Genomic DNA, 26,530 nt, shown 5'->3' on the forward strand with positions numbered 1-26,530 from the left:
TAGGCCGCTCGGGAACGATACGATGCCGATCAACGTCCTGATGCCCGCGCTCTCCCCGACCATGGAGAAGGGCAACCTCGCCAAGTGGCTCAAGAAGGAAGGCGACGCGATCAAGTCCGGCGACGTCATCGCCGAGATCGAGACCGACAAGGCCACCATGGAGGTCGAGGCGGTCGATGAGGGCGTGCTCGCCAAGATCCTCGTGGCCGAAGGCACCGCCGACGTTCCCGTCAACGAGCTGATCGCACTGATCGCGGAAGAGGGCGAGGATCCGGGCAGCGTCCAGGCCCCGAAGGGTGGCGCCGAGGCGAAGACCGCCCCCGTCGAGCCGAAGGGCACGCCCGACCAGAACGCCGCCCCGGACGGCGCCCACGCCTCCTACGCCCGCGTCGATCAGGCGCCCGAAGGGGCCAAGCCGAGCGGCGCCGCGCAGCCGGCCGGCTCCGGCGATCGTGTCTTCGCTTCGCCGCTCGCGCGCCGTATCGCCAAGCAGGAAGGCGTCGATCTCTCGGCGGTGAAGGGCTCGGGTCCGCATGGCCGCGTGATCCAGCGCGACGTTCAGGCGGCGATCGAAGGCGGCACGGCGAAGGCTGGTGCGGCGGCCAAGCCCGAGGCCAAGAGCGCCCCCGTGCCCGAGAAAGCCGCGCCGAAGGCGGCCGGTGGCAGCGCGCCGGCCGGGCTCAGCCTCGATCAGGTCAAGGGCTTCTACGAGAAGGGCAGCTTCGAGGAAGTGCCGCTGGACGGCATGCGCAAGACGATCGCCAAGCGCCTCACCGAGGCGATGCAGGTCGCGCCGCACTTCTACCTCACCGTCGATTGCGAACTCGATGCGCTGATGAAGCTGCGCGAGACGCTCAACGGCTCGGCCGGCAAGGACAAGGACGGCAAGCCGCTGTTCAAGCTCTCGGTCAACGACTTCGTCATCAAGGCGATGGGCCTCGCGCTCACCCGCGTCCCCGCCGCCAACGCCGTCTGGGCGGAAGACCGCATCCTGCGCTTCAAGCACGCCGAGGTCGGCGTCGCGGTGGCGATCGATGGCGGCCTGTTCACTCCGGTGATCCGCAAGGCCGACCAGAAGACGCTCTCCGCCATCTCCAACGAGATGAAGGATTTCGCAGGCCGGGCGCGCGCCAAGAAGCTGAAGCCGGAAGAGTACCAGGGCGGCGTCACCTCGGTGTCGAACCTCGGCATGTTCGGCATCAAGCACTTCACGGCGGTGATCAACCCGCCGCAATCGAGCATCCTCGCGGTCGGCGCCGGTGAGAAGCGCGTCGTCGTGAAGGACGGGCAGCCCACGGTGGCCCAGGTGATGACGGCGACGCTCTCCTGCGACCACCGCGTCCTCGACGGTGCGCTCGGCGCCGAGCTGATCGCAGCCTTCAAGGGGCTGATCGAGAACCCGATGGGGATGCTCGTCTAAGGGCAATCGACACGAACATTCGCTCCCGGTGCGCGGGGCGAGCGGGAGGGTGAAGCGGCTCGGGCCGAAGCGCCATGGCGCAATCCGCAGCGAGCCGACCGCTCTCGTGATCCCGTCCGTCACCGCCGGCCGAGCGGCCCGATCCTCACTCTCACCCCCTCCCCACAAGCGGGAGGGGAGCAGGAGGTCTTGATGTCCGAAACCTACGACGTCCTCATCATCGGCGCGGGGCCCGGCGGCTACGTGACCGCGATCCGCTCGGCACAGCTCGGTTTCAAGACCGCCGTGATCGACCGCGAGCATCTCGGCGGCATCTGCCTCAACTGGGGCTGCATTCCCACCAAGGCCCTGCTGCGCTCGGCCGAGATCTACCACTACATGCAGCACGCCTCCGATTACGGTCTGTCCGCCAAGGAGGTCAGCTTCGACGCGGCGGCGATCGTCAAGCGTTCGCGCGGCGTTTCGGGCCGGCTCAACGGCGGCGTCGGCATGCTGCTCAAGAAGAACAAGGTCGATGTGATCTGGGGCGAGGCCTCGATCGAGTCCGCCGCCAAGGGCAACGAGCCCGGCAAGGTGACGGTCAAGGAGACCAAGCGCGCCGAGCCGCCGAAGGGGGCCAAGGGTGCGGGCACCTACACGGCCAAGCACATCATCGTCGCGACCGGCGCCCGGCCGCGCGTGCTGCCCGGCATCGAGCCCGACAAGAAGCAGATCTGGACCTATTACGAGGCCATGGTCCCCGAAAAGATGCCCAAGAGCCTGCTGGTGATGGGTTCGGGCGCGATCGGCATCGAGTTCGCCTCGTTCTACCGCACGATGGGCGCCGAGGTGACGGTCATCGAGCTGCTGCCGCAGATCCTGCCGGTCGAGGATGCGGAGATCGCCGGTCTCGCCCGCAAGCGCTTCGAGAAGCAGGGCATCAAGATCCTCACCAGCGCCAAGGTGACAAAGGTCGAGAAAGGCGCCGACTCGGTCACCGCCACGGTCGAGGACGACAAGGGCAAGACGCAGCAATTCACCGCCGAGAAGCTGATCTCGGCCGTCGGCGTCGTCGGCAATATCGAGAATCTGGGCCTCGAGAAGGTTGGGGTGAAGATCGAACGCGGGGTCGTCGTGACCGACGGGCTCGGCCGCACCAACGTGCCCGGCGTCTACGCCATCGGCGACGTGGCCGGCCCGCCGATGCTCGCCCACAAGGCCGAGCACGAGGGCGTCATCTGCATCGAAACCATCAAGGGCCTGCACACCCATCCGATGGACAAGGCCAAGATCCCGGGCTGCACCTATTGCCACCCGCAGATCGCCAGCGTCGGTGTCACCGAGGGGAAGGCCAAGGAGCTTGGTCTCTCGATCAAGGTCGGCCGCTTCCCCTTCGCGGGCAACGGCAAGGCGATCGCGCTGGGGGAGCCGGACGGTCTCATCAAGACGATCTTCGATGCCAAGACCGGCCAGTTGCTCGGCGCCCACATGATCGGCGCCGAAGTCACCGAGCTGATCCAGGGCTATGTCGTCGCGATGACCCTGGAATCGACCGAGGAAGAGCTGATGCACACGGTCTTCCCGCATCCGACGCTCTCCGAGATGATGCACGAGAGCGTGCTCGATGCGTATGGCCGGGTGATCCACACCTGACCCGGAGCGATCGCTCCCCGCGAGGCTAACAACATCGGTGGGCGTGCAGGATCGGGCTCGATGCCCCGGCCCTGCGCGCCCGTTTCGTTTGGCACGGGCGTCCACACTGGTTCGGCCCCGCAGCGTGTCGTGCAGGCGCAAAGAACTTCCCGGTGGAATTCGGTAAGGATGTCGGGGGAATCTCGTCGGTTGAACTTCTGAAGCCAAGGCGTGCCGTATACCAGGGATCCTGCACCCTGGATGCGGAAGCTCACCCTATGATGATCCTACGCGTTCTACTGCTCGGCCTCGGGCTCGGAGCCATCTACGCCGCGCTGACAACGCTGCGGGTCCATCTCTACGTCACGCTTCTGCTTCTGTTTTTGTGCGCGGGGCCGTTGAGCTACCTCGTCTTCCGGGAAGAGCCCGAATAGGCGTCGCCGGGCGCGCCGGTCCCCTCCTCATAAGAAAAGGGTGTGACCGCCTCGGCGGTCACGCCCTTTTCACGCTAGGCCAGACGGAGTAGTTCCGTCAGCGCGGGCCGCCGCCACGACGCATGGCGATCTCCTGGCCTTCCTGATTGACCGCGCCCGAGGGAGCGTTGCGCTCGTTGGGGACGGGGTTCATGCCCTCGTTTGCGGTGCGGGAGGACGGCCGGCCGTCGGCCGGGTTTCCGGCCGCGCGTTTCAGGGCGAGGGCACGGCGGGCTCCGGAGACCGTCCGGCCGCGGGCACCGGCGTTGCGGCGGCGCTCATGCTCCTTGCTGACGCGCTTCACGGCGGCAGCGAGCAGGGCTGCCTTCTCGCGGGTGCCGGTGTTGTCGGAGGCTGGGTTCGCTCCGGACGGGGCGGCCTTGCCGCGCAGCTCGCGCCTCTGGCGGCGAGACACATCGCGCGCACGGTCACGGCGGTCGCGGAGCAGGCGGATCAGATCGGGCAGGGCCTTGTCGTCTTCCGCATCCAGCTCGGGGTGATGCGAGCGCTTCACCAGCTCGGTCTCACCGGCATCCAGCAGCCGCTCCTCACGGCGTCGCGATACGGACATGGTTTCCCCCGGTTCCTTTAAGTCAGCTGCAACAGGAGCGGATCAGCACGAGGCACGGACGCTCGAACGCCAACACGTCCGTTCCGCGAAGGTTGCCTCTTTTTGCACTCGAGGATCGCATCGGCGTCCTCTTGGCGTTGCCGACGCCGTGTCCGCTGCGTCCGATGCCAAGACGCTCCGCTCGCGGCATAAGCCGGCAACCGTCCCATCCGCGCGGCGTTGGTTCCTCACGCGGATGGCAGCCGGTACGGGAGCGAGACACCACCATGACCAGGATGCGAACGGTGTGGGGCGGCCTTGTGGCTGCGGGTATCGGTCTTAGCGGCTTGCCTGCTCTCGCCCAGACATCAGGCGGCGCCGGACTACCCTCCGGCTTTACCGCGCCCGGCCTTCCCTTCGGCCCCACCTCGTCGGTCGCGACGGTGGCGTCGCCGAGCCCGACCATGGCGCTGGCCAATCCCGGCGGTCTGAGTTTCGGCGGCGCCTCCCGTGTGTCGGGCCTTGGCGCATCCACGTCGTCCGGCGGCAATGCCGGCGGATTGAGCTTCGGCGGCGCAGCCTCGACCGCGGTCGGTGGCTCCGGATTGCGTTCGACAGGCGGGGGAGCCGTCGGGCGCCGCCCCCTCGACGACGTGGTCGCCAGTCCGGGATCGGGCGGAGGGGGTGCGCCAGCCGTTGCCGGCATCGGCGGTGGCGCGGGCTTCTCCCGCCGCCCGACCGATGCTTATTTCGACCCGCTTTCCGGCTCCGGCCTGCGCTGACGGCATGGAGGGGCGCATCCGGTCAGGATGTCCACAGTCTGCGCCGGTCCCGGTAAGGTCTCGTTAACCGTTTCGGTATGTTCTATCTTCGTTCTCATGCCGAGTCGGAGAAAGACAATGCCCAAGCCCCAGAATGCCGAGCGGAGCCGAGGCACGTTCACCCCCGCAGCGGATCTCGGACAGGAGCGGACCGCCTCCTGCCCCGTGGAGGAGATTGCCCAGGCCTATCTCAGCAGCACGGACGGCGATGCGGGCATCGCGCTGCGTTGCGCCATCACCGACGCTCTGTCCGATCTGATGGAGGCCGAGCGGCGCGACCGCGAGAACAGACGCCTCATCTCGCGCGGCTTCGTCCGCAACACGCGGCCCCATTGGTAAAGCGATTTCGGGCGTGGCGGTGAGACGCACCGCTTGAAGCGCGGCCGGTCAGGCGCATCTTCACAGGAACAAGTTCCGGGACCACCGATATGCGCCTGTCTTTCCTCACGATTCTTGCGGGCCTCGCCCTCACCGCCGGGTCGCCGGCGGCGCGGGCCGAGCTTCTCATCGCCGTCGACAAGGATGCGCAGCGGATGAGCGTGGTGGTCGATGGCATGCCGCGCTACGATTGGCCGGTCTCGACCGGGGTCGCGGGTCACGATACGCCGAACGGCAGCCATCGCCCGTTCCGCATGGAGAAGACCCACTTCTCCCGCGAGTGGGACAACGCGCCGATGCCGCACGCGATCTTCTTCACGCAGGTCGGCCACGCGATCCACGGCACCACGCAGACCCGCCGCCTCGGCCGCGCCGCCTCACACGGTTGCGTCCGCCTTTCCCAGCGCAACGCCGCGACGCTCTTCACCCTGGTGAAGCAGCAGAAGATGGCCAACACCCGCGTCGTCATCGAGGGCAGCGTCGGCGACGCCCCGGTGGCCGAGACCCAGCGCCCGGTTCGGACGCGGTCGGCCGGCCGAGGCTATGACAACGACGACGGCGTGGTTGTGGTGCGCTCCCGCGGACGGACCTGGGAGGATGAGGCCTACGGCGCACCGGTGCGCCGCCGCTACCCGAATGCGTTCGACGACGGATATGGTTCGGGCGTCGGGTACGGCGATCTGTACTGAGGCGTCAGGTAACCCGGCCATCGCGACGGTCGAGTCGCGACACCCCCCCCGCGCGATGGCGACCGGATAAGCCGCGACGTCATCGTGCGTCGATCAGTTCGAGGCTGTCGCGCCGGTCACCCGCCACACCGCATTGCCGACATCGTCCGTCACCAGTAGCGCGCCGGCCTTGTCGATCGCGACGCCCACGGGCCGCCCCTGGGCCTTCTCGTCGGCGTTGAGGAAGCCGGTCAGCGCATCGACCGGGGTGCCGGTGGGCTGACCATCCTTGAAGGGCACGTAGATCACCTTGTAGCCGCTCTTCGGCCGGCGGTTCCACGAACCGTGCTGGGCCACGAAGAGGCCGTTCTTCCAGGCCTCCGGCAGGCTCGACCCCATCGCGAAGGCGATCCCCAGCGAGGCGGTGTGCGTGCCGACGGCGTAGTCGGGAGCAATCGCCTGCTTCACCTTCTCCGGCTGCGGCGGCTGCACCCGCTCGTCGACGTGCTGACCCCAATAGCTCCACGGCCAGCCATAGAAGGCGCCTTCCTTCACGCGGGTGATGTAGTCCGGCACGAGATCGCTGCCGATCTCGTCGCGCTCGTTCACCGCGGTCCAAAGCCCGCCCGTCACCGGCTCGAAGGCGAGGCCGTTGGGGTTGCGCAGGCCGGTGGCGTATTCGCGCATCGCCTTGGTGGCGATCGTGTATTCCCAGATCGCGGCGCGGCCCTTTTCGATGTCGAGGCCGTTCTCGCCGACATTGCTGTTCGAGCCGACGGTGATGAAGAGCTTCTGTCCGTTCGGGCTCGCGACGACGTTCTTGGTCCAGTGGTGATTGATGCCGGCGGGCAGATCGACGACCTTTTCGGGGGCCGCCGTGATCTCGGTCTGGCCCTCCGCGTAGGGCACGCGGACCAGCGCGTCGGCATTGGCCACGTAGAGGTCGGAGCCAACCAGCGCCATGCCGAACGGCGAGGTGAGGCCCTTCAGGAAGATGTGGCGCTCCTCGGCCACCCCGTCCCCGTCCCGGTCGCGCAGCAGCACGATACGGTCGGGACTGGCGCCGCCGGCTCCGGCGAGGCTCTTCACCTTGTCGGCCACCCAATCGGTGACGCTGGTCGAGTGATCGCCGGATTTCGGTGCTTGGCTCTCGGCCACGAGCACGTCGCCATTGGGCAGCACCAGGGGCCAGCGCGGATGGTCGAGCCCGGTGGCGAAGGCGGCGATGCTCAGGCCCTCCGCGGCTTTCGGCTTGGCGCCCTCCGCCCAGCGCGCCACGCGGGCGATGTTGACGGTCGGCATCAGCGTCGGGTTCGGCGCCGGCAGGGTCGGCTTCGATCCGCTGCTCGCCGCCACGTCGAGCGCGGCGGATTCCGGATAGACGATGAAGCGCAGAAAGGCCGCTCCACCGAGCAGCACGACGGCGAGTGCGGCAAGACCGACCTTGGCGGAGGTGCGCATCGTAAAGCTCCGCGAGACCGATCAGGCAGCGGTGACGGCCGGTTGCGCGGCCGCCTCGTCGGCGCCCGGATGGCGACGGTTCGAATAGTAGAGCCCGATCGCGTTCCAGAACGCGTCGCGCTGCTCGTGGGTGAAGCGTTGGAGCGAGGCCTCCAGCGCGGTGCGACCGGCCGCAGCCGCTTCCGCGCGCATGCGCTCCTCAAAGGCGACGGGCGATTCCGAACGCGTTTCCATCATGGTCCGGACCTTCGCTGACGTGGTTCCAACGCCGTCAACGCCCAAGGTCGCCATTCCGTTCAACGCCGGTCGCGTGAGCCCGATGGGGGGTGGGCGTGTGCCAAACGACACACCACCCCGGTTTCGAAGCCCAGGCTTAACAGTTTCTTTGCACCTGTGGGGAGAATGGTCCAGCTTGGTTACCAAGCGTCGTTAGCCTTCAGGAGCCTGCATGCGAGCCGACCAGACCTTCCGTCTTCTCTGCCTCTCCGGGCTAGCGCTGACCGGTTCGGGTCTTGGGGGATGCGGTCTGCTTCCGCACCAGGCCGAGCTGACCACGGGCTCGATCGCGATGAACGCCAAGGTCGTGCAGGCGCCGACCCCCGCCGACAAGGAGTGCCTCGCCCGGGCGATGTACTTCGAATCGAACCGCAGCGACGAGGAAGGCCTGCTCGCCGTCGGCACGGTGGTGATGAACCGCCTCGACGCGCCGGCCTATCCCGGCCGGATCTGCGAGGTCGTCGGTCAAAAGCGCCAATTCGCCAACGGCGTGCTGACGAAGCCCGTCCGCGATCAGGACCGGCCGCGCCTGGAGCGGGTGGCCGACGCGTTGCTCTCGGGCAAGCGCCATGACGGGGTGGGGCCGGCGCTGCACTTCCACACCGCGGGTTACAAATTCCCGTATAACAACATGCACTACGTCGTCGCGGCCGGCGGCAACGTCTTCTACGAAAAGAGCGATCGCGAAGGCTATCTCCCGCCGGTCCAGCCCCGCGCCGTGGTGCAGACGGCCACCGGACGCCTGATGCCGCTTCAGGTCGCCGCCGCGAGTTCCGGCATGATTGGTCTTCCGCTCACCGGCCGCGTCCAGCCGACGCTGACCGCCGAGTACACCGCCCCGACGACGCCCGAGCTGCGCATTCCCGGCCCGGCCCGCTACGCCTCAGCGCCCGCCCGCGACAAGCATTAGAAACTGTCAGTCGGCGGGGTTACGGCCGGGGCGGGTTGTCGCCCCCGCCCTATGCGCGGGCAGCGCGAGGCCTTAAGTCAGAGATGCGGCCGGGTTGCCCGGTCCGGCTCCCGTGAGGCTTACCCCGCATCGCCATGGCCGTTGTCCTCGATCTCCTGAACAAAGACACCCGGCCCAAGCTGGATGCGCCCGCGCGTCCGCGCCATCCCGAGAAGGCGCACCGGCCGGACACCGCCATCCAGCGCAAGCCGGACTGGATCCGGGTGAAGGCACCGGGCTCGAAGCTCTGGGCCGAGACCAAGGACATCGTCCGCGCCAACAACCTCGTCACGGTTTGCGAGGAGGCGGGCTGCCCCAATATCGGCGAGTGCTGGGAGAAGCGGCACGCCACCTTCATGATCATGGGGGACACCTGCACCCGCGCCTGCTCGTTCTGCAACGTGCGCACCGGCCTGCCGGCGGCGCTCGACGCGGCCGAGCCGGAGAAGGTCGCCGAGGCCGTGGCCAAGCTCGGACTGCACCATGTCGTCGTCACCTCGGTCGATCGCGACGACCTCAAGGATGGCGGCGCCGAGCATTTCGCGCGCACCATCGCCGCGATCCGTCGCGCGAGCCCCGGCACCACCGTCGAGATCCTAACGCCCGACTTCCTGCGCAAGCCCGGCGCCCTGGAAGTCGTGGTCGCGGCCCGGCCCGACGTGTTCAACCACAATCTCGAAACCGTGCCCGGCAAGTACGTGACCGTGCGGCCCGGTGCCCGCTACTTCCACTCGGTGCGCCTGCTGCAGCGGGTGAAGGAACTCGATCCGACGATCTTCACCAAGTCCGGCATCATGGTGGGCCTCGGCGAGGAGCGGAACGAGGTCGTGCAGCTCATGGACGATCTGCGCTCGGCGGAGGTCGACTTCCTCACCATCGGCCAATATCTCCAACCGACCCGCAAGCACCATGAGGTCGTGCGCTTCGTGCCGCCGGACGAGTTCAAAGCCTACGAGACCACGGCCTATGCCAAGGGCTTCCTGCTGGTCTCGGCGACGCCGCTCACGCGCTCGTCGCATCACGCCGGCGAGGATTTCGCACGGCTGAAGGCGGCACGTCTGGCCAAGCTCGGGCCCGCCCCGGTCGCTGCCGACATCCGCGCCGTGAACGCCTGAGCCCGAATGCCATCCTTCCGTATCACGAGGAACGTGCGTCACACGGCGACGCAGATGTATGACCTCGTCGCCGATATCGAGCGCTATCCCGAGTTCCTGCCGCTCTGCGAGTCGCTGCGGGTGCTGCGCGATGCGGAGGGGCCGAACGGCACGGTGGTACGGGTTGCGGAGATGGGCGTCGGCTACAAGGCGATCCGCGAGCGCTTCACCACCCGCGTGAGTCTCGACCGCGAGAACCGCAAGATCGTCGCCGAGTACATCGACGGCCCGTTCAGGCATCTGGAGAACCGCTGGTCCTTCCGCGATGCCGAGGGCGGTGGCTGCGAGGTCGATTTCTTCATCACCTACGAATTCAAGAGCCGGACCCTGGGCCTCCTCATGGGCACGATGTTCGACCGGGCCTTCCGCAAGTTCACCGATGCCTTCGAAGGCCGCGCCACCGCGATCTACGGCGTGCCGGCTTAAAGTCGCTCGGACAGAATTCTCGCAGCGCTATCGTCGCCGGAGCGTTTTTTCGAGGCGCCGCCGACTCATCCGCCCTTCCGGGCCGCGAGCAGGATGCTAGTCTCGGAGTTGGCGATCCCCTCGAATTGCCGAATCGTGCGCAGCAGCGCGTCGAAATCGCCGAGCGTCGGCACCTCAATCTCAGCGACGATATCCCAGCGGCCGTTGGTGGTGTGAAGCGCCCGGATCTCCGGCAGGCCGGACAGGCGACGGATCACGCTCTCGGCATGGCGACCATCCACCTCGATCAGCGTCACCGCCCGCACGCCTCCGGGCTCCAGATCCCGCACCGTGACGGTGAAGCCGGTGATGATCCCGGATGCGACCAGACGGTCGAGCCGCGCCCGTACCGTCGCCCGTGTGACGCCGAGCGCCGCGGCGAGCTTGGCCACCGGCATCCGCGCCTCAGTCCGTAGCAGTGCGATGAGCTGACGATCGGTCGCGTCGAGCATGGCCTTTCCAATCCGAGCAGCCGAGCTTAGCAGATCGGTCGATTGTCTGTCCCGATCGCGCATTTAGACTGCTGTCGATTGTCCGCTTGTCTCAGCCATGCTTGCGCTTCAGAAGATTTGGGAGACGGACGTGACGCGCTATATCGGCAGTGGTGAGATGGCGGCTCTGCTGCGCCGTGAGGGGCCGGAGTCGATCCTGCGTCGTCTCATCGATGATCTGCGCACCGATTTCCTGCGCTGGCCGGACTTCGATCTCGCCCCGCGCCTTGCCAGCCACTCGGCCGGTGGCGTGATCGAGCTGATGCCGATCGCGGATGCGCAGTTCTACAGCTTCAAGTTCGTCAACGGCCATCCCGGCAACACCCGGCTCGGCAAGCAGACGGTCGTCGCCTTCGGCATGCTCGCCGATGTGGCGACCGGTTATCCGCTGCTGATCTGCGAGATGAGCATGCTGACGGCCCTGCGCACGGCGGCGACCTCGGCACTCGCGGCGTCGTCCCTCGCACGGCCCGAGAGCCGCTCCATGGCGCTGATCGGCACCGGCGCGCAGGCCGAATTCCAGGCGCTCGCCTTCAAGCTGGCCCTCGGCATCAGCGAGATCCGGTTGTTCGATGTCGATCCGGCGGCGATGGCGAAGGCGCGGGCCAACCTCGACGGCCATGGATTGCGCATCGTCTGCGCCCGCTCGATCGGTGAGGCGGTGGCGGGCGCCGACATCGTGACCACGGCGACCGCCGACAAGACCCGCGCCACGATCCTCACCCCCGACCTCGTGGAGGCGGGCCAGCATCTCAACGCCATCGGCGGCGACTGCCCTGGCAAGACCGAGTTGCACCCGGACATCGTGGCACGCGCCCGCACGATCGTGGAATACGAGCCGCAATCGCGCATCGAGGGCGAAATCCAGCAGATGCCCGCGGACTATCCCGTCACCGAATTGTGGCGCGTGCTGCGCGGCGAGGCACCGGGCCGCACCGGCCGTGACGAGATCACCCTGTTCGACTCGGTTGGTTTCGCGCTGGAGGACTTTTCGGCCCTGCGCTGCCTGCGGGACATCGCCGGCCCCGGGCCGGGCCTCGACCTCATCCCCGAGCCGAAGGACCCGAAGGATCTGTTCGGGTCGGTGTATGTGCGCGGTGGGGCGTTCGAGCAGGCGGCTTAACCGGCCGTCGTCCCGCCTGGGAGAAACCGCCCCGCCCCCGCTTCGAGCAGGCGCACCAGCGCCGGCTCCATGAAGGCGTAGTCGTCGCGAACGTCGAGGCAGACGATCCGGGCCTGCCGCAGCACCGGGCCGAAGCGGCGCATCAGCTTGCGCCGATGCGCGCGCTCCATCACGACGATGGTCTCGGCCCAGGCGAGGTGATCGGCCTCCACGGGCTCGTCCGCGTCGTCCGACACACCCGCCGAGGCCGTCTCGAGGCCGGGCCATCGCGCGAAAATCTGCTCTGCGGTCGGGCTGCGGGCACGCGCCCGACCGCAGACGAACAGGATCCTCACGCGTTCTCCGCCAGCTCCGATTGCCGCTCGAACAGGGCGCGGTAGGCCCCGTTCGGGCGCCGCATCAACGCGACGTGCGCCCCGTCCTCGACGATGCGGCCGCGGTCGAACACGAGGATGCGGTCGAGGGCGCGCACCGTCGAGAGGCGGTGGGCGATCACGATCGCGGTGCGCCCGCGCATCAGCCGCTCCATCGCTTCCTGAACCAGCGCCTCCGATTCCGAGTCGAGGCTGGAGGTGGCCTCGTCCAGGATCAGGATCGGCGCATCCGCGAGGAAGGCACGGGCCAGCGCGACCCGCTGCCGCTCGCCGCCGGAGAGCTTGACGCCGCGCTCGCCCACCAGCGTGGCGTAGCCCTTCGGCAGCCGCGCGATGAAGTCGTGCGCGTTGGCCAGCCGCGCCGCCCGCTCGATCTCCTCCGGCGAGGCACCGGGTCGGGCATAGGCGATGTTCTCGGCGAGCGAGCGGTGGAACAGCACCGGCTCCTGCGGGACGATCGCGACCTGCGCCCGGAGGCTCGCCTGCGTCGCGCCCGCCACTTCCTGCCCGTCGATGAGCACCTGCCCGCCGCTCACGTCGTAGAGCCGCTGGATCAGCTTGACGAAGGTCGTCTTGCCCGACCCCGAGCGACCAACGAGGCCGACGCGCTGCCCGGCCGGGATCGTCACCGACAACCCGTCATAGAGCGGCGTGCCGTGGCTGCCGTAGTGAAAGCGCACGGCGTCGAAACGGATCGTGCCGCCGCTGACCGTCAGCGGCACCGCGCCCGGCCGGTCGGCCACGCCCAAGAGCTCGGATTCGAGCGCGACCAGCTCCTCCATCTCGTTGACCGAGCGTTGCAGGTGGTTGATGTGCCCGCCGATGTCGCGGAGATAGCCGTGCACCACGAAGAAGGTGGTGAGCACGTAGGCGACCTCGCCGGGGCTGGCCTGCCCCTGCCACCACAGCCACAGGGCGGTGGCGACGATGGCGCTGCGGAAGACGAGCAGCAGCCCGAGCTGAATGGTGCCGCTCCACGTCACGATCATCCAGTTGCGCCGGGTGCGCCGCCGCCACTTCGACAGGACGCGCGCGAGCCGCGCGTCCTCCCGCGGCTCGGCGCCGAACGCCTTCACCACCGCGTTGTTGCCGATCGTGTCGCTGAGGGCGCCGCCGAGCCGCGTGTCGAGGGCGTTCGAGAGCGTCGCCGCCGGCGCGATCACCCGCGTCGCCAGGAACACCGCGGTGCCGACATAGGCGAGCGTGCCGAGCGCGATCACCGCGCCCATCGCCGGCCAGTGCAGGCCGAGCACCACCGTCGTGCCCACGAGCACGACGACGGAAGGCAGGATCGAGAGCAGGAGGACGTCGTTGAGCCCGTCGAGCGCCCACATCCCCCGCGAGATCTTGCGCACGGTGGAGCCGGAGAAGGTGTTGGCGTGCCACTCCGTCGAGAAGCGTTGGATGCGGGCGAAGCTCCGGCTCGCGATGTCGGACATGGTGCCGAGCGTCAGCGGCACCACGAGGCTCCAGGCGACATGGCGCAACAGCACCGTCGCGAGGCTCAGCGCAGTCATGACGGCGAATGCCGGCAATGCAGCCTCGAGGGCGGCTTGGCGCTCGGCACCGGCGAGCGCATCGACGAGGCGCCCGGCATAGAGCGGCAGCATCACGTCGGCCAGCGTGGCGAACGTGATTGCGGCCACGAGGCCGGAGACGAGGCCGCGGCGTGCGCGCCAGCCGCGGACGACGAAAGAAAGGACGCGGCGGACCACGTCCGCGCGCCGGGGAGAAGACAAAGACATGGCAATGCCCGACGGCGAAGCGTCGGCTCCGAAAGACGCAGGCGCCGCGGACTTGAACGCGCGGACCGGCGAGGTCAGATCGGGAAGGGTGCGTGAGCCGCGCGGGCCGTCAGGCCGGGCGGCGGGGAAATGCGCCTAAGCGATTCCGGCAGGCGCTACAGCGATTCCTGCACGACGGAAGACGATGCCGACAACCATGCTGCGTCTCCCTGTTCGAACGCGACCGGTTCGATCGATACCGAACGAGGTTCCGATTCGCAACGTCCAATACGGGCCGGCCCAACCGTTCGACTTGTCAGAGAGCGTCGCCCGCGAAATTGGCAAAGGTCCACACCGCTGGCCAGTTATGCCAACATATCGGCATTTGGCGACGTCAGGTGTCTCGCGGCATTGTCGGCATCGCATGGAAGATGCTGTCTCCGCCACAGGCGGGACGAAGACAGCGCGAGGCAAGCAGGCTAACAGCAGCGCCAAAGGCACTTCGTCATCATCGAGGGAACACCTCGCGATGACGATTTGGAGGGACGATGACGCTACCCGCAGGTCTACCGTCGAACCTGACTTGGCAGCCGCTGCAACCCCGTGAAAGACGTTGGGCGCAAATGGGACAGCGCCCGGCCATCGCGTGGCTGACGGGTCTGTCCGGCTCCGGCAAATCGACCATCGCCGATGCGGTCGATCGCGCGCTGACGGAGGCGGGCCGAAGCACCATGGTGCTCGATGGCGACAACCTGCGTCAGGGGCTCAACCGCGATCTCGGCTTCACCGCGGCTGACCGGATCGAGAACATTCGCCGCGCCGCGGAGGCCGCCCGCCTCATGGCGGAGGCCGGGCTCGTGGTGATCGTCTCCCTGATCTCGCCGTTTCGCGTGGAGCGTGCGGCGGCCAGAGCGATCGCGGGCGATATCCCCTTCCTCGAAGTCTTCATCGACACGCCGCTCTCGGTTTGCGAGGCGCGCGATCCCAAGGGGCTGTACGACCGGGCACGAGCGGGCAAGATTCCCAACTTCACCGGGATTTCGGCCCCCTATGAGGCGCCGACCGAACCGGATCTCGCGCTTCAAACCCGCGATCACGCCGTCACGGAATCCGCCCAGCCGCTCATTGCCGCGCTGTTGCGCCTGAGCGCTCACGCGCCGGACCGTTCGGCATAAGCGCGCGGCTACCGCACGCCCCCGCGAAAGTGAGCGTGACGGTCGGTTCCGTCGCATCCCCTGGTCGCGGGCAACGGCCGGGCTAATTGAAACGCTTCCAGACAGGATGCGAGCCTGGGAGCCGTCTCCGCATGACGTTTCGTTTGACGCTGACCGTCAACGGTGAACCGCGCGCGATCGAACTCGACGATCCACGCGTCACACTTCTCGACCTCCTCCGCGAACGGCTCGGCCTCACCGGCTCGAAGAAGGGGTGTGATCGGGGCCAATGCGGCGCCTGCACCGTTCTGCTGAACGGGCGGCGGATCAATTCCTGCCTCGCGCTTGCGGTCAGCCTCGACGGGGCCGAGGTTCTGACCATCGAGGGTTTGGCGGCGGGCGAGCAGCTTCACCCGGTCCAGGCCGCCTTCATCGAGCATGACGGCTTCCAGTGCGGCTTCTGCACGCCGGGGCAGATCATGAGCGCCGTCGGGCTAATCCGCGAGGGCCATGCCGGCGACGATCCCGAGCGGGTGCGCGAGGGCATGAGCGGCAATCTCTGCCGTTGCGGCGCCTATATCGGCATCACCGAGGCCGTCCTCGACGCCCAGGCCCGCAGCGTCGGTACCGGGCAGGGAGACGCCGCGTGAACCGCTTCGATTATGTCCGCGCAGGCAGCGTCGCCGAGGCGGTCGCGGCGGCGTCCGAGCCCGGCGCGGCCTATCTCGCCGCCGGTACCAACCTGCTCGACTTGATGAAGGGCGGCATCACCCGCCCCGGCCGGCTCGTGGACGTCACGTATCTGCCGGGGCTCGACGCCATCGAGCACCTGCCCGATGGCGGCGTCCGCATCGGCGCGCTCGTGCGCAACAGCGACCTCGCCTACGATCCGCAGGTCTCGAAAGCCTACCCCGCCGTGGCGGAAGCCCTGCTGTCGGGGGCCTCGGCGCAATTGCGCAACGCGGCGACGGTGGCCGGCAACCTGCTGCAACGGACCCGCTGCCCCTATTTCTACGACCCGGCCAGCGCCTGCAACAAGCGCGACCCCGGCGCCGGCTGCGAGGCACGCGGCGGCGAAACGCGGCTCCACGCCGTGCTCGGCTGGAGCGAGCACTGCATCGCCACCCATCCGTCCGATTTCTGCGTTCCGTTGGTTTCGCTCAACGCCACCGTCGAGATCGAGGGCCGAGCCGGCACCCGCGAGCTGCCGCTCGATGCGCTCTACCGCCTTCCGGAGGACCGGCCGGATCGGGAGACGGTGCTGGAGCCCGGCGACCTCATCGTCGCCCTGCGCCTGCCGGCGGACGCCGCGGGCTTTGCCGGGCATTCCCGCTACCTCAAGGTCCGCGACCGCACCTCCTACGCCTTCGCCGTGGTCTCGGCCGCCGCATCGCTGCGGCTTGAGGGCGGGCGGATCAACGAGGCGCGGATTGCGCTCGGCGGCGTCGCCCTCAAGCCCTGGCGCGCCCGCGTGGCCGAGGCGGTGCTGGCGGGTGCGGAACCGAGCGAGCGGAGCTTCCGTGACGCGGCCGACGCGGCCTTGGCCGAGGCGCGGCCCTCCGGCGACAACACCTACAAGATCGAACTGGCCCGCCGCCTGATCGTGCGGACGCTGACCCTTGCCGCCGCCGGCACCCCGGAGCGCATGCCGGCGCTTCCGGCCTCCGCCTTCTCGGGAGACGCGCTCCATGCCTGACATCGCCTATGAGCAGGCCCGGCACGGGTCGAGCATCGGTCAGCCGCTGACCCGCCGCGACGGCCTCCTGAAGGTCACCGGGCAGGCAACCTACGCCGCCGACAACCGGCCGGAGGGACTGCTCCACGCGGTGGTGGCGGTAAGCCGCATCGCCCGCGGCCGGGTCGCCCATCTCGACGTGGCGGCGGCCAAGGCCCATCCCGGCGTGGTCGAGGTGATGACGGGCGCCAACGCCCCGCGGCTCGCCCAGGACCCGGACGCGAAGGACAACCCCTTCATGTTCCGGCTCGATTTGCTGCAGAACGACCGGGTCCGCTACGCCCATCAGCCGATCGCGGTGGTGATTGCCCAGACGCTGGAAGCCGCGACCGAGGGCGCCGAGTTGCTGGCCCCGCGCTACGAGGTGGATTCGCCGCGGATCGGTCTCGATGCGGAGGCGCCGCAGCAGCCTGAGGGTGTGGGCGCCGGCGACAAGACGATCGTCTCGCGCGGCGATGTCGAGGCGGGGCTGGGGCAGGCCGAGCGCCGGGTCGAGGCGACCTACGAGACACCGGCGCAGTATCACAACGCCCTCGAACCCCATGCCATCGTGGCCCAGTGGGAGGGTGATCGGCTCATCGTCGACACGCCGAGCCAGGGCCTCGCCATGGCCAAGATGCGGCTCGCCGGCCTGTTCGGGCTCAGCCCGAAGAACATCCTGGTCCGCTCCCCCTTCCTCGGTGGCGGTTTCGGCTCGAAGGGGTTTCTCTCCGGGCCGCAAGTTCTCGGCGTGATGGCGGCCAAACTCGTCGGCCGGCCGGTCAAGCTCGTGCTGCGTCGCGAGCAGATGTTCGGCCCCGTCGGCCACCGCGCCGAGACGCGCCAGACGCTCCGGCTCGGCACCGACGCGTCGGGTGCGCTCACCGCCCTCGACCATCACACGCTGACCGCGACAAGCCGCTTCGACGACTTCTACGAGCCGGCCAGCGCCATCTCCCGCTACCTCTACGCCGCTCCCGCAGTCTCGACGCGCCATTCCGGCGTGCGGGTCGATACCGGCACGCCGCTCTTTATGCGCGCGCCCGGCGAGGCCTCGGGCAGCGTCGCGCTGGAGGGGGCGATCGACGAGATGGCGGAGGCCTGCGGCCTCGATCCGCTCGCATTCCGTCTGAAGAACTACGCCGAATCCGAACCGATCTCCGGCCGGCCCTTCTCGTCGAAGGCGCTGCGCGAGTGCTACGCGCAAGGTGCGGCCCGCTTCGGCTGGCACAAGCGCGCCCCGGCGCCCCGCTCGATGCGCGATTCAACCGGGCGTCTGGTCGGCTACGGCATGGGCACGGCGCTGTTTCCGGCCCTGATGATGCAGGCGGAGGCACGGGCCGAGATCCGCGCCGACGGCACCGGCACGGTGGCGCTCGGCGCCCAGGATATGGGGCAGGGCGCCTGGACCGCGCTGGCGCAGATCGCCGCTGACGGTCTCGGGATCGACCTTGCGCAGCTCGACTTCCAGAGCGGTACATCGGACCTGCCGAATGCCGGCATCGCCGGCGGCTCGGCCCACACCGCCACGGCCGGTACGGCGATCCATTCCGCCGCTGCTGCAGTGCTGGCGCAACTCGCGGATCTCGCCACCAACGACGCGCGCTCGGCGCTCTACGGGGCCGGCAATGCCGGCGTCTACGCCCGTGGCGGGCGCCTGATACGAAGGGACGACGAGGGGCGCAGCGAGTCGTTCACCGAGATCCTGAACCGGGCCGGCCGCGCCTCGATCTCGGCACAAGGGCAGGGCGCCCCCGATCCGGCCGCACGCGAGGCCTACGCGATGCACGCCCACGGTGCGGTCTTCGCCGAGGTCAGCGTCGATCCCGATCTCGGCCAGATCCGCGTCACCCGCCTCGTCGGCGCTTTCGCCGCCGGCCGAATCGTCAATCCGCGTCTCGTCACGAGCCAGTACTATGGCGGCATGATCTGGGGCGTGTCCTTCGCGCTCCACGAGAACGCCGTGGTCGATCCCCGCTCGGGCCGCGTGATGAACGCCAATCTCGGCGAGTACCATGTGCCCGTGAACGCCGACGTGCCGCCGATCGAGGCGATCCTCGTGGACGAGCACGATCCGCACGTGAATCCGCTCGGCATCAAGGGCGTCGGCGAGATCGGTATCACCGGCACGGCGGGTGCCATCGCCAACGCGGTGTATCACGCGACGGGAATCAGGGTGCGCAAGACGCCGATCACGCTGGATCGGCTGTTGGGGTGATCGGCGCTTCCAAGACACCGCCCTCATCCTGAGGTGCCGCGAAGCGGCCTCGAAGGATCCTCCAGATCCCGCGCGATCCCTGGAGGATCCTTCGAGGCTCCGCTTCGCGGCGCACCTCAGGATGAGGTTCAGGAGGGGAGAAGTGGGATCAGATGGTTTCGCCTGATGGCGTACCGGGGCGATGCAAATCGACGGATTTCAGAAGCGTCAACGCCTCCACCACCGACAGCCGCCGAATCTCGGCCCGGCCCGGATCGCCGAAGCGCCGCTCGACATGGCGGGTGGGGCCGTCCTTCACGGCGAGCCCGAAATGCACGAGGCCGACCGGCTTGGCGTCGCTGCCGCCGCCCGGCCCGGCAATGCCGGTAACCGAGACTGCCACGTCGGCATGTGACGCCGCGAGTGCGCCCTCCGCCATGGCGCGGGCCACCGGCTCGCTCACCGCGCCATGCGCCGTGATGAGGTCCATCGGCACGCCGATCGCCTCGGCCTTCGCCTCGTTGGAATAGGTGACGAAGCCGCGCTCCACCACCGCCGAGGAGCCGGGCACTGCCGTGAGCAATCCGGCCACGAGACCGCCGGTGCAGGACTCGGCGGTCGCGATTTTTCGGCCCGCCGCCGCATAGGCCCGCACCAGCGCCTCGGCGCGGGCGAGCAAGGCGGCGTCTTCGATCACGAGCGGCGCTCGTTGGTCTCCGCCTCGGTCTCCAGCTCCGCGCAGACCTCCGGCAGCCGCACCGTCGCGGCGGCCTGGGCGGCGAGTCCCTCGGCACGGCCGACGAAGCCGAGCTTTTCCGTGGTCGTCGCCTTGATCGAGACGGAGGAGAGCGGCACGGCCGCGATCTCGGCGATGCGCGCGCGGATCGCGTCGCGATGCTGGCCGATGCGCGGGGCTTCCGCCAGCACCGTGATGTCGAGATGGTCGATCTTGCCGCCACGCGCCCGCACCAGCTCGCAGGCATGGGCCAAGAACTGGTCGGAGGCTGCGCCGCGCCATTTCTCGTCGGAGGGCGGGAAGTGGGTGCCGATATCGCCGTCGGCGATGGCGCCGAGCAGCGCGTCGGTGAGGGCGTGCAAAGCCACGTCGCCGTCGGAATGGGCGAGCACGCCGCGATCGGCGGGGATTTTCACGCCGCCGAGCCAGACATGGTCGCCCTCCGTGAAGGCGTGGACGTCGAAGCCGGTGCCGAGGCGGGTCACGTAAGTGGTCATGGGGTCATCCGATATCGCGGGCGCAGGTTCAGAGAAAGCCCGTCCGGAGAATGCCCGGTCGGCCTCGATCAGGTCCGCGGCCTGGGTGATCTTGCGGTTGCGGGCATCGCCCTCGAACACCACGACCGGCAGCCCGGCCCATTCGGCGAGCGCCCCGTCATCGGTGAAGCCGTCGCGGCCCTCGGCCACGGCCCGGCGATGCGCGTCGAGCAGCAGGCCGAAGCGGAAGCTCTGCGGCGTCTGCACCGCGCGGAGATTCTCGCGGGCCGGGGTCTCGTGGACACGGCCGATGCCCGGCGCGATCTCCTCCACGAGCTTGATCGTGTCGGAGACCGCGATGCCCGGCACCGATGCGCCGTGCTCGGAGCCGGCCGCGACCGCGCGGGCGATCAACGCCTCGTCCACGAAGGGCCGCGCCGCGTCGTGGATGAGCACGAGGTCGGGTGCGCCCGCGCGGGCGAGACCTTCGAGCCCGGCCGCCACCGATTGCTGGCGCGTGGCCCCGCCCGGCACCGGCTCGGCGAGTTTTTCACGATGCGCCGGTTCGAGGTCGGCGAGGCATTCGCGGTAGAAGTCCTGCGCGTCCGGCGCGATCACCGGCTGGATGCGGGTGATGCGGGGCGATTGCGCCAGGGCCGCGAGCGTCCGCGTCAGGACGGCCCGGCCGCCGACGCGGCGATATTGCTTGGGGAGGTCGCCGCCGACACGCAGGCCCTTGCCGGCCGCGACCAAGACCGCCGCCACTGATCTATTCCCCGATTCCTGCCCATACGGCCGCGCGGCTTGGTCGGACATCGTGGGCCTCGAATGGAAATCATCTGGGGATGGATGGGGATCGCCGCGTCCTTATGCGTCAAGATGCGCGAAGGCAAACGCAGCAGGCGCTTGCGTCCGCCCGCCATTTGGCTACTTATTGGGCACAATGACACGTGACCATTATTTGAGCGCGCTGCGCGGGGCTGGCGATCGGGGGGCGAACAGCCCGCCGGTGCTGCTGGCGCCCCTGTCAGGCGTCACCGATCTCCATATGCGGCGCCTCGCGCAACGACTCGGCGCCAGCGCCGTGGTGTCCGAGATGGTCGCCGCCGCCGAACTGGCGAAGGGCGACGCCGAATCACAGGTCCGGGCCGAGGGCGCCGGGGTGGACCCGCACGTGGTGCAGCTCGCCGGCTGCGCGCCCGAACCGATGGCCGAGGCTGCCCGCATCGCCGTGGCGAACGGGGCGGACGCCATCGACATCAACATGGGCTGCCCGGCCAAAACCGTCACTGGCGGCGAATCGGGTTCGGCCCTGATGCGCGACCTCGATCACGCCGCGCGCCTTCTCGCGGCGGTGCGCGGCGCCGTCGATGTGCCGGTCACCGTGAAGATGCGGCTCGGCTGGGATCATGCGAGCCTCAACGCCGCCGAACTGGCGCGGCGCGCCGAGGCGCTCGGGCTCGACGGCGTGACGGTCCATGGCCGCACCCGGCAGCAATTCTACAAGGGCCGGGCCGATTGGTCGGCGATCCGTCCCGTGGTCGAAGCGGTGCGCATCCCCGTCATCGCCAACGGCGACATCACCGGCGTCGAGGCGGCCCGCGCCTGCCTCAGCCAATCCGGCGCGGCGGGCGTGATGGTCGGGCGCGCGGCGGTCGGACGTCCCTGGCTCGTCGGCGAGATCGCCGCCGGGCTTGCCGGGCGCGTGGCGGCGCCACTCTCGGCCGAGCAGCGGGCGGCGGTCGCGGCCGAGCATTACCAGGGGCTGATCGCGCTCTACGGCGCGGCCATGGGCGTGCGCCACGCCCGCAAGCATCTGGCGGCCTATGCCGATGCGGCCGGCGGATTGCCCCCGGACGACCGGCGCCGCCTCGTCACCACCCACGATCCGGCGGAGGCGCTCCGCCTCCTGCGGCGCGCGTTCCTCGAACCGGCCGGGACGGCGACCACGCCCCTCGGCGAGGCAGCCTGATGCCCTTTTCCGACGAGCCCGCCCCCGAATCCCTGCCGCCGGCCGAGGCGGTGCTGAACTCGCTGCCGTTGCCGGTCCTCACCATCGGGCCGGATGAGCGGATCCTGCGGGTCAACCACGCCGCCGAGCTGTTCTTCGACGCCTCCGCCCGGCTGATGCTGCGGGGGCGGTTGCGCGACATCATCCCGTTCTCCTCGCCGATCATCGCACTCGTGACGGAGGTGCGACGCCGCCGCTCCTCCGTCTCGGAATACCGGGTCGAGCTGGTCCAGCCGCGCTCGGGCACCGAGCGCAGCGTCGATGTCTTCGCCACGCCCCTGCGCGATGAGGACGATTCGGTGGTGCTGATGCTGCAAGAGCGCACCATCGCCGACAAGATGAACCGGCAGCTCACCCATCGCGGCGCCGCCCGCTCGATGGTGGCGCTCGGCGCGATGCTCGCCCACGAGATCAAGAACCCGCTCGCCGGCATCCGCGGCGCGGCGCAGCTCCTCGAACAGGAGAGCGACGAAGAGGACCGGCTGCTGACCCGCCTGATCTGCGACGAATCGGACCGGATCGTGCGCATCGTCGAGCGGATGGAGCTGTTCGGCGACGAGCGGCCGGTGGAGCGCGGCCCCGTCAACGTCCACGGCGTGCTCGATCAGGTGAAGCGCTCGGCGCAATCGGGCTTCGCCCGTCACATCCGCTTCATCGAGAACTACGACCCCTCGCTGCCACCCGTCCTCGGCAACCGGGACCAGTTGATCCAAGTGATCCTGAACCTCGTGAAGAACGCGGCCGAGGCGATCGGCACGGACACGGTCGAGGGCGAGATCACCCTCTCCACCGCCTTCCGCACCGGCCTGCGTCTCCAGATTCCCGGCTCGCGCGAGCGTGTCAGCCTGCCGATCGAGGTGGCGGTGCGCGACAACGGACCGGGCATCCCGACCGACATGCTGTCGGACCTGTTCGACCCCTTCGTCACCACCAAAGTGCAGGGCTCCGGCCTCGGACTTGCATTGGTGGCCAAGATCATCGGCGACCATGGGGGCATCGTCGAATGCGATCCCGTCCCCCGCCGCACCGCCTTCCGGATCCTCCTTCCCATGTCGAGCGCCCGCGACGGGCGTGAATCGGCCGCGGAGCGCTGAGTCGAGAGCCATGCCCAACGGCCATATCATCGTCGCGGACGACGACGCCGCGATCCGCACCGTGCTCAATCAGGCCCTGTCCCGGGCCGGCTACGAGGTTCGCACCACCTCGAACTGCTCGACGCTCTGGCGCTGGGTCGCCCAGGGCGAGGGCGACCTCGTCATCACCGATGTGATGATGCCGGATGAGAACGTGTTCGACCTGCTGCCGCGCATCAAGCGCGTGCGGCCGGAGCTGCCGATCATCGTGATGAGCGCGCAGAACACCTTCATGACTGCGATCCGCGCCTCCGAGCGCGGCGCCTACGAGTATCTCCCCAAGCCCTTCGACCTGAAGGAGCTGATCGCGATCGTCGGCCGGGCGCTGTCACGCCCCCGCGGGACGCCCGCGCCCGGCGCCGGGCCGGAGAACGAGGACATCCCGCTCGTCGGCCGCTCGCCGGCGATGCAGGAGATCTACCGGGCGCTGGCCCGCCTGATGCCGACCGATCTCACCGTGATGATCACGGGCGAGTCCGGCACCGGCAAAGAGCTGGTCGCCCGCGCGCTGCACGATTACGGCCGCCGCCGCACCGGTCCGTTCGTGCCCGTGAACATGGCGGCGATTCCCCGCGACCTCATCGAATCGGAGCTGTTCGGCCACGAGAAGGGTGCCTTCACCGGCGCGCTCTCGCGCTCGGCCGGCCGGTTCGAGCAGGCGGAGGGCGGCACGCTGTTCCTCGACGAGATCGGCGACATGCCGATGGAGGCGCAGACCCGGCTGCTGCGCGTGCTTCAGCAGGGCGAGTACACCACCGTCGGCGGGCGCGTGCCGATCAAGACCAATGTCCGCATCATCGCCGCGACCAACAAGGATCTGCGCGTCTCGATCCAGCAGGGCATCTTCCGCGAGGATCTGTTCTTCCGCCTCAACGTCGTGCCGCTGCGCCTGCCGGCGCTGCGCGAGCGCTCGGAGGACGTGCCGGACCTGATCCGCCACTTCTTCGTGCTGGTGGAGCGCGAGGGCCTGACCCGGAAGACCCTCGACGCCGACGCGATGGAGCGGCTGAAGCGCTACCGCTGGCCCGGCAACGTCCGCGAGCTGGAAAACCTCGTTCGCCGTCTCGCCGCGCTCTATCCGCAGGAGACCATCACCGGCCCGGTCATCGAGGCGGAACTCGACACCCTGCCGCTCGCCCAGCCCTCGGCCAACGGCAATGGCGCGGCCCGCAAGAACGCCAACGGCGCCTCCGACAGCGAGACCTTGTCCGGCGCGGTCGAGCGGCACCTCGCCGATTACTTTTCGGGGTATCGCGACACGCTTCCCCCGCCCGGCCTCTACCACCGCATCCTGCGCGAGATCGAAGGGCCGCTGATCGGCGCGGCTTTGGCCGCCACCCGCGGCAACCAGATCCGCGCGGCCGAGCTGCTGGGCGTCAACCGCAACACCCTGCGCAAGAAGGTGCGGGATCTCGATCTGCAAGTGTTTCGCACGTCACGGTGATCCGTTCCGCACGTCGCGATGACCTGTTTCGCACGTTGCGGTGATCCCCCTCTGTTCTCCACGGCCGCGCTTCGCTAAAGGCGCGCCATGCTGCGCCTTCGCGAGTACCAGCGCGCCGCCCTCGACGCGCTCGATCATCATTGGGACCAGGGCGGTGGCCCCGGCCTCGTCGTGCTGCCGACCGGCGCCGGCAAGGCGCTCGTCATCGCGGCCCTGATCCGCGAATGGCTGGATCGGGCGCCGGAGGCGCGGATCTGCGTCGTCACCCACGTCCGCGAACTCGTGGTGCAGAATCACGGCGAGTTGCTGGCCTATTGGCCCGGAGCGCCCGCCGGCATCTTTTCCGCCGGCGTCGGCCGGCGCGAGGCGCATGCGCAGGTCACCTTCTGCTCGATCCAATCGGTCCGTGACCGGGCCGAATTGTTCGGCGCCATCGACCTCATCGTCATCGACGAGGCCCATCTCGTGCCGCGCGCGAGCGAGACGGGCTATGGCCGCTTCCTCGCCGCGGCGCGGGCGGGCAACCCGGATCTGAAGGTCGCGGGCTTCACCGCTACGCCCTACCGGCTCGATTCCGGCCGGCTCGACGAGGGCGAGGGGCGGGTGTTCGAGCGGATCGTCTACGAATCGCTGGTCGGCGACCTGATCCATCAGGGCTTTCTGGCGCCCCTCGTCTGCAAGGCGACGGCGCTCGCCCTCGACGTCACGGGGGTGCCGAAACGCGGCGGCGACTACATCCCCTCGGAGCTGGAGGCCGCGGTCAACCGCGAGTGGATCACCCGCGCGGCCGTGGAGGAAATGGTGGGCTATGGCCGTGAGCGGCGGGCATGGCTCGCCTTCTGCGCCGGTCTCGCACATGCCGCGTCCGTTCGCGACGCGATCCGGGCGGAAGGGATCTCCTGCGAGACCGTCATCGGCGAGATGGGAAAGCGCGAGCGCGACCGCATCGTGCGCGACTTCCGCGCCGGCAAGATCCGCTGCCTCGTCTCGGTCGGCGTGCTCTCCACGGGCTTCAACGTGCCGGAGGTCGATCTCATCGCCCTGCTGCGCCCGACCCAATCGGCCGGGCTCTACGTGCAACAGGTCGGCCGAGCCCTGCGCCGGGCGCCGGGCAAGACGGATGCGATCGTGCTCGATTATGCCGGGCTGGTGCGGATGCACGGGCCCGTGGACGCGGTGACCGCCCGGAGCGTCGCGCTCGGACCGGCGGCGCCGGGCATCGCGCGGGCCAAACCGTGCCCCGGCTGCGGCGCACTGATCGCCCTCAATGCCAGCACCTGCGAAGCCTGTTGGGTCGAGCCCGAATCGGAGGACGAGGAAGCGCCCCATGCCGCGAGCGCGGAGGACGCCATGCCGATCCTCTCCGAATCGATCTGCCCCTGGCGCGAGGTGACCGGCTGGCGCCTCGACCGCGGCCCCGGCGGCTCCGGCCCGGACCGGCTCGAAGTCGCCTTGCGTTGGCGGGGCGGCGGCTGCCGGGTCGAGGTCTGCCTCGAGCATTCCGGCCATGCCCGCGAGAAGGCGGTGCAATGGTGGCGCGCCTTCGGCGGCGCCGATCCGGTGCCGATGTCGGTCGCCGCGGCCCTGGAACGGGCCGACGAGCTGGAGCGGCCGGAGACCCTGCGGGTCGAGGCCGCCGGCCGGCTCTCCGAGAGCGTGACGGTGCGTTTTTCCGACGGGCGGCGGTTCCGCGACCTGCGCCGCTGGGGCACCCTGGCCGCTTGAAC

Annotated in this window: 26 protein-coding genes; 18 read left to right on the forward strand and 8 right to left on the reverse strand. The window is 69.2% G+C overall.

All coding sequences use genetic code 11. The features are described from left to right. Window positions 1-22: 22 nt before the first annotated feature. From ASF53_RS03050 to ASF53_RS25540, 3 genes are all read left to right on the forward strand, one after another. Entirely contained in the window at window positions 23-1,420 is a 1,398-nt protein-coding gene (locus ASF53_RS03050) for a pyruvate dehydrogenase complex dihydrolipoamide acetyltransferase (protein WP_056193492.1), read from the forward strand. Window positions 1,421-1,612: 192 nt separating this feature from the next. Further along, window positions 1,613-3,052: a dihydrolipoyl dehydrogenase gene (gene lpdA, locus ASF53_RS03055; RefSeq protein WP_056193495.1), complete on the forward strand. Its 1,440-nt coding sequence runs from the start codon at window positions 1,613-1,615 to the stop codon at window positions 3,050-3,052. 257 nt (window positions 3,053-3,309) lie between these two features. Next, window positions 3,310-3,465, forward strand: coding sequence for a hypothetical protein (locus ASF53_RS25540; protein WP_156635350.1), 156 nt, complete (start codon window positions 3,310-3,312; stop codon window positions 3,463-3,465). 97 nt (window positions 3,466-3,562) lie between these two features. On the opposite strand, the gene ASF53_RS03060 is transcribed toward ASF53_RS25540, so the two are convergent. Next, complete coding sequence (locus ASF53_RS03060) at window positions 3,563-4,075, reverse strand: hypothetical protein (RefSeq protein ID WP_056193511.1); 513 nt, start codon at window positions 4,073-4,075, stop codon at window positions 3,563-3,565. A 443-nt stretch (window positions 4,076-4,518) separates the two neighbouring features. On the opposite strand from ASF53_RS03060, the gene ASF53_RS26490 reads away from it, so the two are divergent. The 3 genes from ASF53_RS26490 to ASF53_RS03075 all read left to right on the forward strand — a co-directional run bounded on the left by ASF53_RS26490 (window position 4,519) and on the right by ASF53_RS03075 (window position 5,942). After that, window positions 4,519-4,836 carry a hypothetical protein gene (locus ASF53_RS26490; RefSeq protein WP_286134081.1) on the forward strand — a complete coding sequence of 106 codons (318 nt, stop codon included), beginning with the start codon at window positions 4,519-4,521 and terminating at the stop codon, window positions 4,834-4,836. Window positions 4,837-4,953: 117 nt separating this feature from the next. Next, entirely contained in the window at window positions 4,954-5,214 is a 261-nt protein-coding gene (locus tag ASF53_RS03070) for a hypothetical protein (RefSeq protein WP_056193530.1), read from the forward strand. 89 nt (window positions 5,215-5,303) lie between these two features. Continuing rightward, window positions 5,304-5,942, forward strand: coding sequence for a L,D-transpeptidase (locus ASF53_RS03075; protein WP_056193532.1), 639 nt, complete (start codon window positions 5,304-5,306; stop codon window positions 5,940-5,942). Window positions 5,943-6,035: 93 nt separating this feature from the next. On the opposite strand, the gene ASF53_RS03080 is transcribed toward ASF53_RS03075, so the two are convergent. Further along, window positions 6,036-7,382, reverse strand: a complete 1,347-nt coding sequence (locus tag ASF53_RS03080; protein WP_056193535.1) for a PQQ-dependent sugar dehydrogenase — start codon at window positions 7,380-7,382, stop codon at window positions 6,036-6,038. 21 nt (window positions 7,383-7,403) lie between these two features. Beyond that, entirely contained in the window at window positions 7,404-7,619 is a 216-nt protein-coding gene (locus ASF53_RS03085) for a hypothetical protein (protein WP_056193538.1), read from the reverse strand. A gap of 211 nt (window positions 7,620-7,830) precedes the next feature. Between ASF53_RS03085 and ASF53_RS03090 the strand changes: the two genes are divergently transcribed. The 3 genes from ASF53_RS03090 to ASF53_RS03100 all read left to right on the forward strand — a co-directional run bounded on the left by ASF53_RS03090 (window position 7,831) and on the right by ASF53_RS03100 (window position 10,187). Further along, window positions 7,831-8,568: a cell wall hydrolase gene (locus ASF53_RS03090; protein WP_056193541.1), complete on the forward strand. Its 738-nt coding sequence runs from the start codon at window positions 7,831-7,833 to the stop codon at window positions 8,566-8,568. Between the two features lie 134 nt (window positions 8,569-8,702). Next, the gene (gene lipA / locus ASF53_RS03095; RefSeq protein WP_056193544.1) at window positions 8,703-9,722 is read left to right on the forward strand and encodes a lipoyl synthase; all 1,020 of its coding nucleotides are present in this window, start codon (window positions 8,703-8,705) and stop codon (window positions 9,720-9,722) included. 6 nt (window positions 9,723-9,728) lie between these two features. Next, window positions 9,729-10,187 carry a type II toxin-antitoxin system RatA family toxin gene (locus ASF53_RS03100; RefSeq protein WP_056193546.1) on the forward strand — a complete coding sequence of 153 codons (459 nt, stop codon included), beginning with the start codon at window positions 9,729-9,731 and terminating at the stop codon, window positions 10,185-10,187. A gap of 65 nt (window positions 10,188-10,252) precedes the next feature. On the opposite strand, the gene ASF53_RS03105 is transcribed toward ASF53_RS03100, so the two are convergent. After that, on the reverse strand, window positions 10,253-10,678 hold the full coding sequence (locus ASF53_RS03105) for an Lrp/AsnC family transcriptional regulator (protein ID WP_056193549.1): 426 nt from the start codon (window positions 10,676-10,678) through the stop codon (window positions 10,253-10,255). A 130-nt stretch (window positions 10,679-10,808) separates the two neighbouring features. Here ASF53_RS03105 and ocd point away from each other — a divergent pair, with 130 nt between their 5' ends. Next, the gene (gene ocd / locus ASF53_RS03110; RefSeq protein WP_056193908.1) at window positions 10,809-11,840 is read left to right on the forward strand and encodes an ornithine cyclodeaminase; all 1,032 of its coding nucleotides are present in this window, start codon (window positions 10,809-10,811) and stop codon (window positions 11,838-11,840) included. Here the strand turns inward: ocd and ASF53_RS03115 are convergent. Further along, the gene (locus ASF53_RS03115; RefSeq protein WP_056193552.1) at window positions 11,837-12,175 is read right to left on the reverse strand and encodes a low molecular weight protein tyrosine phosphatase family protein; all 339 of its coding nucleotides are present in this window, start codon (window positions 12,173-12,175) and stop codon (window positions 11,837-11,839) included. The genes ocd and ASF53_RS03115 overlap by 4 nt on opposite strands. Next, window positions 12,172-13,959 (reverse strand): ABC transporter ATP-binding protein, encoded by a 1,788-nt coding sequence (locus tag ASF53_RS03120; protein ID WP_056193555.1) that lies wholly within the window; start codon window positions 13,957-13,959, stop codon window positions 12,172-12,174. Before ASF53_RS03120 ends, ASF53_RS03115 begins: the two co-directional genes overlap by 4 nt. A 527-nt stretch (window positions 13,960-14,486) precedes the next feature. Here ASF53_RS03120 and cysC point away from each other — a divergent pair. The 4 genes from cysC to ASF53_RS03140 all read left to right on the forward strand — a co-directional run bounded on the left by cysC (window position 14,487) and on the right by ASF53_RS03140 (window position 19,024). Next, the gene (gene cysC / locus ASF53_RS03125; RefSeq protein WP_056193559.1) at window positions 14,487-15,113 is read left to right on the forward strand and encodes an adenylyl-sulfate kinase; all 627 of its coding nucleotides are present in this window, start codon (window positions 14,487-14,489) and stop codon (window positions 15,111-15,113) included. A 131-nt stretch (window positions 15,114-15,244) separates the two neighbouring features. Continuing rightward, window positions 15,245-15,742, forward strand: coding sequence for a (2Fe-2S)-binding protein (locus ASF53_RS03130; RefSeq protein ID WP_056193562.1), 498 nt, complete (start codon window positions 15,245-15,247; stop codon window positions 15,740-15,742). Next, complete coding sequence (locus ASF53_RS03135; protein ID WP_056193565.1) at window positions 15,739-16,788, forward strand: FAD binding domain-containing protein; 1,050 nt, start codon at window positions 15,739-15,741, stop codon at window positions 16,786-16,788. The genes ASF53_RS03130 and ASF53_RS03135 overlap by 4 nt, the downstream gene beginning before the upstream one ends. Continuing rightward, on the forward strand, window positions 16,781-19,024 hold the full coding sequence (locus ASF53_RS03140; RefSeq protein ID WP_056193568.1) for a xanthine dehydrogenase family protein molybdopterin-binding subunit: 2,244 nt from the start codon (window positions 16,781-16,783) through the stop codon (window positions 19,022-19,024). Before ASF53_RS03135 ends, ASF53_RS03140 begins: the two co-directional genes overlap by 8 nt. A gap of 148 nt (window positions 19,025-19,172) precedes the next feature. On the opposite strand, the gene ASF53_RS03145 is transcribed toward ASF53_RS03140, so the two are convergent. Further along, a complete protein-coding gene (locus ASF53_RS03145; protein ID WP_056193571.1) occupies window positions 19,173-19,700 on the reverse strand; it encodes a CinA family protein in 528 nt (175 codons plus the stop codon). Beyond that, window positions 19,697-21,031, reverse strand: a complete 1,335-nt coding sequence (locus ASF53_RS03150) for a bifunctional 2-C-methyl-D-erythritol 4-phosphate cytidylyltransferase/2-C-methyl-D-erythritol 2,4-cyclodiphosphate synthase (RefSeq protein WP_056193574.1) — start codon at window positions 21,029-21,031, stop codon at window positions 19,697-19,699. The genes ASF53_RS03145 and ASF53_RS03150 overlap by 4 nt, the downstream gene beginning before the upstream one ends. A 127-nt stretch (window positions 21,032-21,158) precedes the next feature. Here ASF53_RS03150 and dusB point away from each other — a divergent pair, with 127 nt between their 5' ends. The 4 genes from dusB (at window position 21,159) to ASF53_RS03170 (ending at window position 26,528) form a co-directional block, all read left to right on the forward strand. Beyond that, window positions 21,159-22,187 carry a tRNA dihydrouridine synthase DusB gene (gene dusB, locus ASF53_RS03155; protein WP_056193577.1) on the forward strand — a complete coding sequence of 343 codons (1,029 nt, stop codon included), beginning with the start codon at window positions 21,159-21,161 and terminating at the stop codon, window positions 22,185-22,187. Further along, complete coding sequence (locus ASF53_RS03160; RefSeq protein WP_056193580.1) at window positions 22,187-23,320, forward strand: two-component system sensor histidine kinase NtrB; 1,134 nt, start codon at window positions 22,187-22,189, stop codon at window positions 23,318-23,320. Before dusB ends, ASF53_RS03160 begins: the two co-directional genes overlap by 1 nt. A gap of 10 nt (window positions 23,321-23,330) precedes the next feature. Then, a complete protein-coding gene (gene ntrC / locus ASF53_RS03165) occupies window positions 23,331-24,803 on the forward strand; it encodes a nitrogen regulation protein NR(I) (protein WP_056193582.1) in 1,473 nt (490 codons plus the stop codon). An 87-nt stretch (window positions 24,804-24,890) separates the two neighbouring features. Beyond that, window positions 24,891-26,528 (forward strand): DEAD/DEAH box helicase, encoded by a 1,638-nt coding sequence (locus ASF53_RS03170; protein ID WP_056193585.1) that lies wholly within the window; start codon window positions 24,891-24,893, stop codon window positions 26,526-26,528. The last annotated feature ends 2 nt before the right edge of the window (window positions 26,529-26,530 follow it).

This window comes from Methylobacterium sp. Leaf123 (genome assembly GCF_001423405.1).
Taxonomy (GTDB): Bacteria; Pseudomonadota; Alphaproteobacteria; order Rhizobiales; family Beijerinckiaceae; genus Methylobacterium.